The organism is Gammaproteobacteria bacterium (assembly GCA_013214945.1).
GTDB lineage: Bacteria > Pseudomonadota > Gammaproteobacteria > Enterobacterales > Psychrobiaceae > Psychrobium.
Genome location: JABSRT010000005.1, coordinates 12382 through 26577, shown reverse-complemented (window position 1 = coordinate 26577; position 14196 = coordinate 12382). Strand labels below are relative to the sequence as shown.

The 14196-nt window shown below is 43.0% G+C and carries 11 protein-coding genes; 6 read left to right on the top strand and 5 right to left on the bottom strand.

What is annotated here, in order from left to right; genetic code table 11:
- Positions 1-487: 487 nt before the first annotated feature.
- From phaC to HRU23_04450, 5 genes are all read right to left on the bottom strand, one after another.
- Positions 488-2206 (bottom strand): class I poly(R)-hydroxyalkanoic acid synthase, encoded by a 1719-nt coding sequence (phaC, locus tag HRU23_04470; GenBank protein ID NRA53375.1) that lies wholly within the window; start codon positions 2204-2206, stop codon positions 488-490.
- Between the two features lie 183 nt (positions 2207-2389).
- Positions 2390-3133, bottom strand: coding sequence for a TIGR01841 family phasin (gene phaP / locus HRU23_04465; GenBank protein ID NRA53374.1), 744 nt, complete (start codon positions 3131-3133; stop codon positions 2390-2392).
- Positions 3134-3555: 422 nt separating this feature from the next.
- Complete coding sequence (gene fabA, locus HRU23_04460; GenBank protein ID NRA53373.1) at positions 3556-4083, bottom strand: bifunctional 3-hydroxydecanoyl-ACP dehydratase/trans-2-decenoyl-ACP isomerase; 528 nt, start codon at positions 4081-4083, stop codon at positions 3556-3558.
- 109 nt (positions 4084-4192) lie between these two features.
- Entirely contained in the window at positions 4193-6298 is a 2106-nt protein-coding gene (locus HRU23_04455; protein NRA53372.1) for an AAA family ATPase, read from the bottom strand.
- Positions 6299-6348: 50 nt separating this feature from the next.
- Positions 6349-7539 carry a class I SAM-dependent methyltransferase gene (locus tag HRU23_04450; protein NRA53371.1) on the bottom strand — a complete coding sequence of 397 codons (1191 nt, stop codon included), beginning with the start codon at positions 7537-7539 and terminating at the stop codon, positions 6349-6351.
- Positions 7540-7817: 278 nt separating this feature from the next.
- Here HRU23_04450 and HRU23_04445 point away from each other — a divergent pair, with 278 nt between their 5' ends.
- The 6 genes from HRU23_04445 to HRU23_04420 all read left to right on the top strand — a co-directional run bounded on the left by HRU23_04445 (position 7818) and on the right by HRU23_04420 (position 14167).
- Complete coding sequence (locus tag HRU23_04445; GenBank protein ID NRA53370.1) at positions 7818-8108, top strand: acylphosphatase; 291 nt, start codon at positions 7818-7820, stop codon at positions 8106-8108.
- Between the two features lie 115 nt (positions 8109-8223).
- A complete protein-coding gene (locus HRU23_04440; GenBank protein NRA53369.1) occupies positions 8224-8511 on the top strand; it encodes an alcohol dehydrogenase catalytic domain-containing protein in 288 nt (95 codons plus the stop codon).
- A 557-nt stretch (positions 8512-9068) separates the two neighbouring features.
- On the top strand, positions 9069-10049 hold the full coding sequence (gene pheS, locus HRU23_04435) for a phenylalanine--tRNA ligase subunit alpha (GenBank protein ID NRA53368.1): 981 nt from the start codon (positions 9069-9071) through the stop codon (positions 10047-10049).
- An 11-nt stretch (positions 10050-10060) separates the two neighbouring features.
- Positions 10061-12448: a phenylalanine--tRNA ligase subunit beta gene (pheT, locus tag HRU23_04430; GenBank protein NRA53367.1), complete on the top strand. Its 2388-nt coding sequence runs from the start codon at positions 10061-10063 to the stop codon at positions 12446-12448.
- Between the two features lie 2 nt (positions 12449-12450).
- Entirely contained in the window at positions 12451-12747 is a 297-nt protein-coding gene (locus tag HRU23_04425; protein ID NRA53366.1) for an integration host factor subunit alpha, read from the top strand.
- 250 nt (positions 12748-12997) lie between these two features.
- Positions 12998-14167, top strand: a complete 1170-nt coding sequence (locus tag HRU23_04420) for a beta-aspartyl-peptidase (GenBank protein ID NRA53365.1) — start codon at positions 12998-13000, stop codon at positions 14165-14167.
- The last annotated feature ends 29 nt before the right edge of the window (positions 14168-14196 follow it).

Genomic DNA, 14196 nt, shown 5'->3' with positions numbered 1-14196 from the left:
TAAGTAAGTAGTTTAGTCAAAAAGCGGGAGCATAATATGCCCCCGCTTTTTTGTGCTTAGTGTGTAGCCCTAGGACAAGTTGAAAAATCTGAGCTCAGTAACGTACCTAGAAAACAAACGATTAATAATACTAATTGCATTTAATAATTGACCACTTGTGCTAGTTTAAATCAACAATAAGGCTACCGCGTCCTGCTCGCGCCCCTTATCTACGTCCTGTAGACAACTGCGTACCTCTCAATCCCAATAGCCCGCTATTGGTCATTCGAGCGCCTTGTTCTTGCTGATTCCCCCTGCGCACAACAAGATCATATCTTTAATAAAATTGGTATAAGACCATGGTTAAGTGTGAGATGAAAAACACCAAATGATGTGCACAAAAAAGCCGGCTTGGAGTGCAAACCGGCTTCTTAAAAGCTGTTATAGCGATGTTAGGAATAACATCGCTATAACAAGATATTACTGGCTGAGATAAATATCTCGCTGGTTAGGTCATGTCATCAAGTTTTACTTTTACATAACGCCCTGGTGCCGGTTCTATTTCGGGGTAGTCGCTGCTGCCATAGCCCGGTGCAGCTACTTTTTTACCAGCCTGAGGTTTGATCCATGCATCCCAGTGGCTCCACCAAGAACCGTCTTGCTTAGTCGCAGACTCTAGCCATTGGTCGGCACCTTGACCTAAGGTGCCATTGGTCCAGAAATGGCGACGATTACGCGATACTGGGTTGATAACACCTGCAACATGACCGCTGGCGCCTAACACAAACTCAATATTACCGCTCATTAACTCAGTGCCGGCAAACGTGCTTTTCCATGGCGCAATATGATCACCAATGGTCGAGAGGAAATAACACGGAATATCAATTTTCGAGAGATCAATAGGTTCGTTACAAACCGTCAACTGATCTTTTTGACACAATTTATTGTTCAGGTACATTTCGGTAATGTAAAACTGATACATTTCATAAGGCAAGTTAGTTGAATCACCATTCCAATATAAAATATCAAATGGGGTAGGTTGCTTACCTTTAAGATAATTGTTTATCACATAAGACCAAATAAGATCGCGCGAACGCAGTAAATTAAACGCGGTGGCTAATTTACGGCCACTAAATACGCCGTCAGCTTTAGCTTCTGCTAACAACTTGTCTATTTGTGCTTTATCGATAAAGACTGATATTTCACCAGGATCTTTAAAATCGAGCATGGTAGTTAAGAAGGTCGCACTATTAATCGATTTATCCTTACGATTAGCCAGCACGCCGAGCGCAGTAGCGAGTAAAGTGCCGCCAACACACCAAGCTACCGCATTAATGTCTTTGCTATCACTGATGCTTTTTACGATATTAACCGCATTAATCACCCCTTGTTCAATATAATCGTCCCAATGGATATTGCCTTGCTCTTTAGTCGGATTAGCCCACGAAATTAAAAAGGTATTTTGATCCTGATTAACACAATAATTTACAAACGAATTGTGAGGCTGTAAATCCAGGATGTAATATTTATTAATGCATGGAGGAATAATTAACGTTGGCTTTTGGTGAACATTTTTACCTTGGGGTTTAAAGTGCAACAGTTGAAATAATTCATTTTCATAAACAACTGCTCCTTGGGTCACTGCGATGTTTTCTCCTAAGGTAAAGGCGCTTTCATCGGTCATGCTGATCCGTCCTTTTTCGACGTCTTCAACCAAGTTTTTTAAACCATTAACTAAGCTTTGACCATTGGTATCAATCGCTTCTTGAATAACTTCGGGGTTGGTTAAGGCAAAATTATCAGGAGACATTGCATCTGAGTATTGGCTAATAAAGAAATCTAACTGCGCTTGTTCATGATCTTCTAAGCCTGATTTACTGGCGGCATCAGCCAAAATGTTAGATGTCATGACATAAGATTTTTTAATGTAGTCAAAGATCTGGTTTTGAATATTTTGCAAAGCAGGCGGCTCTGCTAATGGCGTCGATTGCTGGCTTTGCTGGGATAGCAATTGATTCCATAGGTTCATTTGTTGCTGCTGAAATTCGACTACATTATTGAGCCATGCGGCCGGATCAGATAAATGCTGCTGAGAAAGCGCCATCCACTGTTGATTAAATTGGCTAAAAGCTTGTTGTGATTGCTCTGATGACAGGCTAGCGAGCATTTTATTTGTTTCGTTATTGATAAAAGTTAAAAATTCTTGATTGGTGGCGTTATCATCCATTACTACTTACTCCGTGTATTTAATGTCACAAAGCCACTTACCTTGAGATAAGTGACTTGCATAATATTAAACCAATGGTTTCATCAGCTTAATATTCTTGATCATTTTAGCGACTTTGGGTGATTGATTAATCTTAATACGATGGGGCTCATCATCACTTAGTTTACGCATTGCTGCTCGCTATTAATTGATTTTAGTCGTAGAACTTTTAGTCGGTTCGCTGGTCACTGGCTTCGATTTTTTTACCGTTGCGGTGTTCGCTTTAGCATTCACGCTCGGCTGTGTTTTAGCAACAACAGCAGCCGGGGTTGTGCTAGCTGATTTTTCAGTGACTGGCTTAGCGACTTGGGTTTTAGTGTCGGTCGCTTTACTTGGGACCGGTGCACTTGTTTTGACAGAACTTTCTGCTTTAACGACTTCCTTTACCGCAGTTTGCTTGCTAACAGCTTTAGCCGCTGTTGCTTTAGTTACTACAGGTTTGCTTACTGCAGGTTTAGTCGCTGCAGTTTTTTTACTTGCTGCTTTAGCGGGCGCTTTAGTTGTGCTTGGCTGTTGGGCCGGGCTGACATCTTCGGCAGTGTGGGTCTGGGGTGTTGGTTGCTCGAATAAGCTAGTAGCAAGTAACGAACTGGTGAAGGTATTTTGATAATTACTTTGGGCTTTAGCAAAACAGTCAGTAATAGCCGTCGAATATTGACTTAGTTGTTGTTGATAATCGCGCATATTACTTTGTTGTAATTCAAAAATTGTTTGGGGATCACCAGCGCTAAATAATTCACCCGACTGAGCAGAAGCTTGTTCAATCGAATTTAAAAATAATTGACTTTGGCTATTTAAGATATCGGTAAATAGGGTTTGAGTTATCTCACTCATCTGTGAAAGTGGATCTAAAAATGGCTGGTTCGAAGTCGTTTTAGCTGCGGTCATGACATATCCTTATTTAAAATTATCTCGGCTACTCGATATACGGGGCAATTGCTGCGTTGCAACATAGGAGGTTAACTTATGACTATTTTTTAATCATGTCAATGATTTTATTATCAGATAATACCAATTACCTTAAATTTATATTCTTGTTGTATCAGGAGATAATTAATTTAGGCAAGGTACGCAATTGATTCGACATGGGGTTCGATATAGGGGTGACATTAGGGGCAATGCATGAGTACTTTAACGAGTAATAACTAGCGATTAGGCGTGAGGGCAACGCTGACTAAATGGGCTTTATCAAGCACATGTGATCACTAAATTACAGAGATTGCTATGATAATGACTGAGCTGAGCTTAGTTGAATTTATCTCAAAAAAAAATGACGCCTAAGCGCCATTTTTGGAGATGTTGAACCGAGCTTAAAAAGCCGTAGTATCAGTAAATAAGCCAACTTTTAAATCTTTAGCGGTGTAGATCACACGACCATCCACTTCCATTACCGCATCAGCGACACCCATCACCAAACGGCGATTGATAACGCGCTTCATGCTGATTTTGTAAGTGACCTTTTTAGCGTCAGGCAGGACCTGGCCAGTAAACTTAACTTCACCCACACCCAGCGCACGGCCACGTCCCTTGCCGCCGACCCAACCAAGATAGAAACCGACTAGTTGCCACATTGCATCAAGACCAAGACAGCCCGGCATCACCGGATCACCTTTAAAGTGACAATCAAAAAACCATAAATCAGCATTAATATCTAATTCAGCAATAATTTGGCCTTTACCAAATTCACCGCCATCTTCAGTCATGCTGATAATGCGATCCATCATTAACATGTTATCTGCGGGTAGCTGTGGGTTACCCGGTCCGAACAATTCGCCACGGCTGCTTGCTTGTAAATCTTCTTTTGAAAAACTAGATTGTTTAGACATTGTATCGACCATTATTAAAATTTCGGATAGGTTAGCGAACAGTTGTACGCCAAACAACTCCGATGAGCTTACTAAAAGTCTTATTATTAATTAAATGCGACGATTTGTCTCTTTTATCGACTTAATTTAACCAATTTTTAACTTTTTCAAACCAAGAATGCTCACCAAGGTCAGGATTATGAATTTGTTCAATGCGCTGCTGAATTAATCCATACAATGATTTCGGGTCAAAATTGTCGTTTTTATCTAATACGCCAGCAGGCAATTCAAAACACAACTGGATCGCTTGATCTACGTGATCAATGGGATAAATAGTGAAATTGCCAGCAGCGACAGCATCAATAACTGGCTGACCTAAATTAAGATTAAAGCAATTGCTGGCCGGAATAATTACGCCTTGGTTGCCGTCGAGCGGATTAAGGGCACAGGTCTTAAAATAGCCATCAATCTTTTCATTAATGCCGCCAACGGCTAAAACATTACCGAACTGATCGATAGCGCCCGTTAATGCAATGCCTTGCAATAGTGGTTGTTTCGAAAATGCGGACAATAAACAGATTAAACTCGCTAATGCCGCACTGTCACCATCAATGCCTTGGTAAGACTGCTCGAATACGAGGTTAGCCGACAACGGGATTTCTTCCTCGAGCGCAAACTTCTGGTGTAAATAAGAGGTTAAAATAGCCACGCCTTTAGCATGAATATTACCGGCTAAGTCGACTTTACGCTCGACATCGTCAACATCACCGTCACCAACATAGACCGCCGCGGTTATCCGTGATGGTTCACCAAAGGCATCTAGGTCTGTCTCGAGCACTGACAAGCCATTGATTTGGCCAACTTTTTTGCCTTGCGTTTCAATGATTAATTGTTGTTGTTTGATGGCGTCAAAACTATAACAAGCGATCCGGTCTTTACGGCTGTTATAATCGTTAATCGCGGTTTCAATGTGTTTGCGTTCAGTTTGTGTCCCATCATCGATATGCGTTTGCGCTTGCTGGATTAACTGGGTGAAAATCACGCTGTCTAACGAAAACTTGTGTTGATGCTCGACCATGGTTGATGACAGTTCCATTAAGCGAACAATCGCCGCAATGGATAAATCATGGCAATTAGCCCGTCGTGCTAAGTTCTGTAAATAACCGGCGTAATCTAACAGACCTTGATCTTGCTCAATGTCTATCTGGTGATTAACTTCGGCAATTAATGGGAACAACTGCATAATGTCAGGATCAAGTTCAAGGAACAATTTGTATGACAGCGAGTCGCCGACCAAGATGATTTGCAGCTTTAAATCGACAGGCTCTGGATCAAGCCAAGCGTTAGCACTAATCCACTTTATTTGTTGATCGAGCAGCGCCGACTTTAATTCAAACCATAGCTCTGGCGCTTCTAATAATCGTTCCGCTGGCAATACAATAATACCGCCGTTGGCCCGATGGAGTAGGCCCGGTTGTAACAAGTGGTGATTGGCCACGGTCGAACCTTGCTCGGTCACTACGGCAATATCGCCGAACAACTTAATGCTGTTCGGATTATCACAGTAAATAATCGGTAACGGTTGATTATCATTGTGGGCGACAAAACTATTGGCCAACACCGGATGGCTCAACAGGGCGCCTCGGTCTAAACGTTTCGCCAAATCAGTTAAATAACTGACGACTTTAGGTAAGCGTTTAAACACTTTTAATAGATGATCAATGCTCTGGGTATAACGCCCAATGACAGTTACTGCGCTGTCGCTGCTGGGCTGCTCTGCATCGACAGGTGCTGCACTGTTAGGCTCTACACTGTCAGGTTTTACATTGCCAATTTCTGCTAATTTGTTAGCCGCTAACGCAGGCGCCTTGTCATTACGTTTTAGCCATGAACTGACCAAACGTGAAAACTTGAGCCCTTGACCTTTCGGCAATTGCAGACAAATTGGTCGGCGTGGGTTATTGAGATCTTCAACGTAAACTAAATCAAACACCACATTATCGCTGTGTGGGTGGCTGGTGATCAGTTCTTTGATTAAGCCTTTAGTATCAATCGTCGGATAACTTAACAGAAACAGGTTCTGACCCTGACATTGTGACTTTGAAAACAGCTTAAACGCATTTTGGGCTCGGTGCTGTCCGGTCGCTAACCCTTGAGAGTCAATGGACTGGGATTGCGATAACAGCTCTTGAGCACGTATGCTATTAAAGCCGAGCTGGATTGGCGCTAGTTTTTGGACTGTTTTCAAAGCTGATTTTCCATCATTTACTAAATGTTAAGTGTTGATTCGAGTGTACGCTATCTAATTGTTAGCGCTAGACCTTTTAAGTAGAAACCTTCAGGGAAGGTACTGGCAATCGGGTGATCAGATGCTTGCGATAAACGCGCGATAATTTGGGCGTCACGGCCGGCATCTAACGCGGCATCCGCAACCACTTTTTGAAACAAATCGGCAGGCATTAAACCAGAACACGAATAAGTCAGCAAAGTGCCACCCGGGTTAAGCAATTGCATGGCAACCATATTGATATCTTTATAACCACGACACGCACCGTTTAGTTGGGCTTTGTTATCGGCAAATTTAGGCGGATCAAGAATAATCACATCAAAGGTTTTACCTTCCTCGCGGTAACGGCGCAATAACTTAAACACATCGGCTTTAACAAAGTCGACCTTGCTCATGTCTAAATTATTTAGCTCAATATTTTGTTTGGCAATATCTAGCGCACCTTGCGATAAATCGACATTGGTAAAATGCTTAGCGCCATTAGCTAAGGCGTAAATACCAAAAGTGCCAGTGTAACTAAAACAATTTAACACGGTTTTGTCTTTGCAATAATCGCCAGCAATAGCGCGGTTATCACGCTGATCAAGGTAAAAACCGGTTTTGTGGCCCGCTTTAATGTCGACCAAAATTTGATGACCATTTTCTTTAATAATCGTTAAATCATCACCAAGTTCACCCTTGATTGGGCCAGAAATAGGGGTTAAGCCTTCTTTTTTGCGTACTTCGACATCTGAACGATCGTAGATATTATGCTCAGGGAATACTTGCTCTAACGCACCAATAATTGATGCACGATGATGTTCGGCGCCAGCACTCAGTAATTGACAAACCAAGGTCTGGTCAAAGTGGTCAATGGTGATGCCTGGCAAATAATCAGACTCGGCAGCGACTAACCTAAAACCGGTCAGATCTTGCGCCGCGATTAACGCCTTGCGTGCTTGATAAGCTGCGGTGATCCGTTTAACGAAAAACTCTTGATCAATAAATTCATTTTCGTCGAAGGTCCAAACGCGCACTCGAATTTGTGACTCAGGTGAATAAGCACCTCGAGCAAGCCAGTTGCCTTGACTGTCAAGGATGTCTACTGTGGCCCCGAGCTCAGCTTGACCATTTACTTTCTTAATCGCCATAGAAAAAATCCAAGGATGACGACGTTTTAAGGCTTTTTCACGGCCGGGCTTTAAAATCACAGTAGCTTGCATAGGAGTACTCAAATCAACGGAACAAATAAAAGCGTGAGTGTACGGTTTCAGCCAGACTTAGGCAACAGATTATCGTTAAATACGCCAAACTGGCGGGCGTTGATGATGGTTTTGCGATCTAAAGCGCTCGATTAGCCATTGAGTTGAAATAGGCCCGTTTAAAAAACGAATACCCGAAGATATACCACCGTGAATAAGGCTAACTTCGCACCAAAAACCTATGTTATGTTTTATGCTATCAAAATCGCTTAGGATTAACGAGACGTTAACTATTTATCATGATCAAACCACCACATAATCAATTAATTCAACGGCTGTTTTTAGTCAGCGGCAAGGTTCAGGGGGTCTGGTTCAGGCAATCGACCATGCAATTGGCGCAGCAACTTAATATTAGCGGTTACGCTAAAAACTTGACCGATGGCACCGTTGAGGTCTTTGCGGTTGGCACCGAGCTAACATTGCAACAATTGACTGAGTTTTTAAAGCAAGGGCCGGCGCAAGCGCGAGTCGACAATTTAACGGTTACCACGGTATCGATGGCGATACCTGATGATTTCACGGTCGCTTAATAGATAGTTATTTAATGCTGCCAAACCGGTGTTTTACCTTAATCGAGCAACGCTATATTTTTTAACAAAAAAGCAATTTAGCCAACCTAATCGAACCAACTCATCGAGAAAGCCAATGAGATACTTAAGCGACAATCAATCGCAGCAGCTAGTGCTAGCTCAGTCACATGATTTGCAGCCAAACAGCAACGAAGTGTTAATCGCCACACAAGCCAGTGGCATTAACCGTGCTAACTTGTTGCAATTGGACGGTCACTATCCGCCCCCTGCCGGAGCAAGTGACATTATTGGTCTTGAAGTGGCAGGCTCGGTGCTTAGTGCGCCGCCGGGCAGTCAGTTTCAAGTAGGGGATAAGGTTATGGCGTTGATATTATTGTTGATTTTATTGGCGGTAATTACCTAAGCCAAAACATTAACGCTGCCGCGACTGACGCTGTGCTGGTTAACTTAGCGATGCTCGGTGGCCGTTATGGTGATACGTTTGACTTTTCCAAAGTCTTGGCTTAACCCTTAACCCTTGTTGGCTCAACGTTACGTAACAGAAGCAACCACTATAAAAGTGAATTAATCAGTCAATTTAGTCAACAATTTCTGAGTTACTTTGCAACGGGGCGACTTCAACCGGTGATTGATAGCCAATATCACTATCAATAAGTCGCGTGTGTGCATCAAAAAATACGCGATAATTTAACCATTGGAAAATTAGTACTGCATAGTTTTGATCAATAAATGGACGGTTGTTAGGGGTTTGACCAGTTGAACTTTGGCAGAGAATAATTCCCAACTTGCTGGAATAGCTAACGAATAAATATGTTTATATTTGACCAATGCCACGTAAAACACCCAATTATAGGCAGTTACGCCTAGTAATTAGTTGGACTATCACGTAAAATTATCGCCCTTTGTCATTCAATTAATTAATGACTCGGTCGATGGTCGGGTTATATTCGGGATAGCTTAATGCAGCATTTAGAACAAATCGTTGAGCAAGCTGAGGCTGATATTTCTCAGGCCAGCGATATTAATACCTTAGATCAGATCCGAGTATCTTTTTTAGGTAAAAAAGGCCAGTTAACAGAACAATTAAAATCGTTAGGTAAATTATCTGCCGATGAGCGTCCGAAAGCTGGCCAACTGATTAACAAAGCCAAGCAGCAAGTTCAGCAGTTGTTGACTGTTAAAGGCGATTTTTTACGTGCCGAGCAGCTTAATCTAAAACTGGCGCAAGAATCTATTGATGTTTCTTTGCCTGGTCGCCGCAGTAGCATTGGTAATATTCATCCGGTTAATCGTACTATTGAGCGCATTGAATCATTTTTTGGTGAGTTAGGCTTTGAAGTTAAAGCAGGCCCAGAAATTGAAGATGATTTTCATAATTTTGATGCATTAAATATTCCTGACCACCATCCGGCCCGTGAAGATCATGATACGTTCTTCTTTGATCCTAAAACTGTGTTACGTACTCAAACGTCTGGCGTTCAAATCAGAACAATGGAAACTGAGAATCCACCACTACGGATAATTTCTCCGGGTCGTGTTTATCGTAACGATTATGATCAAACGCACACGCCAATGTTTCATCAAGTAGAAGGCTTAATGATTGATAAAAACGTTAGTTTTACTCAACTTAAAGGCATTTTACACGACTTCTTAAATAACTTTTTCGAAGAAGACTTAGAAATTCGATTCCGTCCGTCTTACTTTCCGTTTACTGAGCCTTCGGCTGAAGTAGATGTAAAAGGTAAAAATGGTTGGTTAGAAGTACTAGGTTGCGGAATGGTCCATCCTAACGTGTTACGTTCGGTGGGCATTGATCCTGAAGTTTATACCGGCTTTGCCTTTGGCATGGGGGTTGAACGCTTAACCATGTTACGTTATGGCGTTGACGATCTGCGTGCGTTTTTTGAAAACGATGTTCGTTTCCTACAACAGTTTAAATAAGGCAAGTTAGAATGAAATTTAGTGAATCATGGCTCCGCGAATGGGTTAACCCAGCCATAACTACCGAACAACTTTCTGAGCAGCTGACTATGGCTGGACTAGAAGTAGACGATATCGCGCCGGTTGCCGCACAGTTTAGTAAAGTTGTTGTTGGTGAAGTCGTTGAGTGTGGTCAGCATCCTAATGCCGACAAATTACGCGTCACTAAGATCAATGTTGGCGCCGAAGAGCTTATCGATATTGTTTGTGGTGCATCTAACTGTCGTTTAGGCATTAAAGTTGCTGTTGCTCAAGTGGGTGCTGTGTTACCTGGTGATTTTAAAATTAAGAAAGCCAAGTTACGCGGTGAACCATCATTTGGCATGTTATGTTCGTTTAGCGAACTTGGCATGAGCGATGACGCTGAAGGCATCATGGAACTTCCTCTTGATGCGCCGGTTGGTACAGATTTACGCGAATATTTATCGCTTGATGATGTAACAATCGAGGTTGACTTAACGGCTAACCGTGCTGATTGTCTAGGTATCAAAGGAGTTGCCCGTGAAGTTGCTGTGCTTAACCGCATGGAAACGACCGAGTTAGAAATTACACCGGCCCCAGTAACCATCGAAGACAAACTGGCGATTAACGTTAGCGCACCAACAGCTTGTCCGCGTTATTTAGGCCGTGTGATTAAAGGAATTAACCTTGAAGCAGCAACACCGCTGTGGATGGTTGAAAAGTTACGTCGTTGTGGTACTCGCTCTATTGATCCGGTGGTTGATGTCACCAATTATGTGTTGCTTGAACTAGGTCACCCGATGCACGCGTTTGATTTAGCGGCTATCGATGGCGCAATTGACGTACGTTTAGCAAGCGATAACGAAAAGTTAACCTTGCTTGACGGTAAAGAAGTTAAATTGTCATCGCAAACCTTAGTGATTAGCGACGACAATAAAGCATTGGCTATTGCTGGCATCTTCGGTGGCAAAGACAGTGGTGTTACTGATAAAACTCAAGATATCTTTCTTGAAAGTGCATTCTTTGCACCATTAGCTATTGCTGGTAAAGCGCGTAGTTATGGTCTGCATACTGATGCGTCACATCGTTATGAGCGTGGCGTTGATCCTGAGCTGCAATTTGTAGCAATGGAACGTGCAACTAACTTGTTACTTGAAATTGTGGGCGGCGCAGCTGGCCCAATTGTTGAAGCCGTATCAAGTGAAGATTTACCACAGCAAGCGACGATTGAATTACGTCGCAGCCGGATAGAACGAGTATTAGGAATTAAGATTAGTGACGAAGACGTTGCGGCTATCTTAAGTCTGTTAGGTGTTGAAATTAGCGGTACTGAACAAGGTTGGTCTTGTAAGGCACCGCTATACCGTTTCGATATCAGCATTGAAGCAGACTTGATTGAAGAACTGGCGCGCGTTTACGGTTACAACAACATTCCTAATGTGTCACCAGTGGCGACATTGGCAATGACTAAGCATAACGAAGCACAGTTAAGCCCAAGAGATTTGCGTCAGGTGTTAGTTGGTCGTGGTTTTAACGAAGCTATAACTTATAGCTTCGTTGATCCGAAGGTCCAAAGCCTGTTGTTTCCACAACTCGAAGGTAAAATATTACCGCACCCTATTTCAATCGACATGTCAGTGATGCGCGTTAGTTTGTGGACCGGCCTTTTACAGGCAGTAAGCCACAACCAAAAACGTCAGCAACCACGGGTACGTTTATTTGAAACTGGTTTGCGTTTTTATCCAAACAAAGACAGCGAACACGGTGTAATGCAACAGCCGATGATTGCAGGCGTTATTGCCGGTAACATCAGTGATGAGCATTGGGATATCGACAACCGTGGCGTTGATTTCTTTGACCTTAAAGGTGACGTTGAAGCATTACTTGAACTGACGTTCGACAGTGCAAGTTTTGAGTTTAGAAAAACCGATTTAAGCGCGTTACACCCAGGCCAGTCAGCTGAAATTTTCCGTAACGGTGAATCAGTTGGTTACATTGGGGCGATTCACCCGCAGTTTGAGAAAGCACTTGGCTTAAACGGCCGTACTATAGTGTTTGAATTGACTCAGGCATCGCTATTAGCACGTAAATTACCAGAATCAGTTGGCCTGTCTAAATTCCCGGCTAACCGACGCGATATCGCACTAGTCGTTGCAGAATCAGTGAACGCTAATGATGTTATTAACGCTATTAAAGGCATTAATGAGCAACAATTGGTTGCGGTTAATTTATTCGATGTTTACCAAGGTAAAGGTGTTGAGCCCGGCTTTAAGAGCTTAGCAATAGCCTTAACTTTGCAAGACACGAAACAAACATTAGAAGAAAAAGAGATATCACAGCTAGTAGACAAAGCAATTTCTGCAGCTGCTGATTCATTTGGCGCAAAACTAAGAGACTAGTAATGGCACTAACTAAAGCCGAAATGGCAGAACACCTATTTGAAAAATTGGATTTTAGCAAAAAAGAAGCCAAGGAGATGGTTGAACTGTTTTTTGAGGAATTACGTGGTTGTCTTGAGCAAGGAGAGCAGATCAAGCTATCAGGATTTGGTAACTTTGATCTTCGTGATAAAGCTGAACGTCCAGGGCGTAACCCAAAGACAGGCGAAGATATTCCAATCGTCGCTCGTCGGGTTGTTACCTTCAAAGCGGGCCAGAAATTAAAGGCCCGTGTTGAGCTATTAGAAGCAACAAAGTAAATTATTGTGGTTGATATTGTGTTAGCTTTTTAAGCTGCGCAGACGGGTCAGCCAGCTCAATAAATACTTAATCAAAAATGCCGCTCAGTAACTTACTGAGCGGTATTTTTTTGTCCAATTCCCAGCCACAAGACAATCTATAATCAGTGGTTCATACCGCTAGCGCAGCACGGCTAAAATCGCTATAGTCTAGTGAGCATCACTATGTTCCTTTAATACTCATCCACTTAAATGGAAAACACTAACCTTTATGAATCAGCCTATCATCAGTATCACCAATGCTAATCTTTATGCCCCTGAGCATTTAGGGCTTAAAAATTTACTGATTGCTGGAGGAAAAATTGTCGCGATAAGCGATGAGCCGTGGGCGCTGCCACCACAGATTTCATCGCTAGCTGTTGATCTGCAAGGCAAGCGACTGCTGCCAGGTTTTATTGACAGTCATGCGCATATTACGGGAGGTGGTGGCGAAGCTGGTTTTGCAACTCAGGTACCACCAGTGCCAATCAGTGAGTTTACCGGCGCCGGTATTACTACCGTGGTCGGTTTATTAGGTACCGACGATTTAACCCGAAGCATTGGCAATTTGGTGGCACGGGCTTATGCCTTGCGAGAAGAGGGCATGAGTGCCTATTGCTGGACCGGTGGTTATCATTATCCACTGACCACGCTAACCGGCAGTGCAAAAGCAGATATTACCTATCTAGATCCGGTGATCGGTATTGGCGAATTTGCAATTAGCGATCACCGCTCTAGCCAGCCAACATTTGACGAAGTGATCCGTCTAGCCAGTGAAGCGCATGTCGCGGGGTTGATGACAGGTAAAGCGGGGGTTATTCATTTTCATCTTGGCGATGGCGATCGCAAACTGGCTCTAATTGAGCGGGCACTTAAAGAAACTGAGTTGCCAGCGCGAACTTTTAATCCGACCCATGTTAATCGTAATAAGGCACTGTTCGAGAGTGCTTGCCAATTGCTCGGCCAAGGTTGCTACATTGATATCACGGCTTTCCCCGCTCCATTTTGTCAGTCGGGTTGGTCGGCGGCGCAGGCTATCACTTTGGCACATGAGCGTCATTTACCCCTTGACCATATAACGATAAGTTCTGATGGCGGTGGCTGCTTACCTAACTTTGACTTAGGGGGTTGTTTGACCAGCATGGATATTGGGCGAGCTCAGATGCTTGCCGACACATTAAAGCAATTGCTGGGGCAAGGCCTGCCGTTAGACACTGTGTTGCCTGTCTTTACTTCAAATGTTGCTGATTTACTGCGTTTAAACAATAAAGGGCGTTTAAAGGTTGGCTATGATGCTGATTTGGTTGTGCTAGACGAGCACGATAATATTTGTGATGTAATGGCACTTGGTCGTTGGCACAAGCGAGATTATGAAATGTGCATCAAGGGGACGTTTGAGTAACGGGCTGAAACTGGTATTAGATGAAGCAA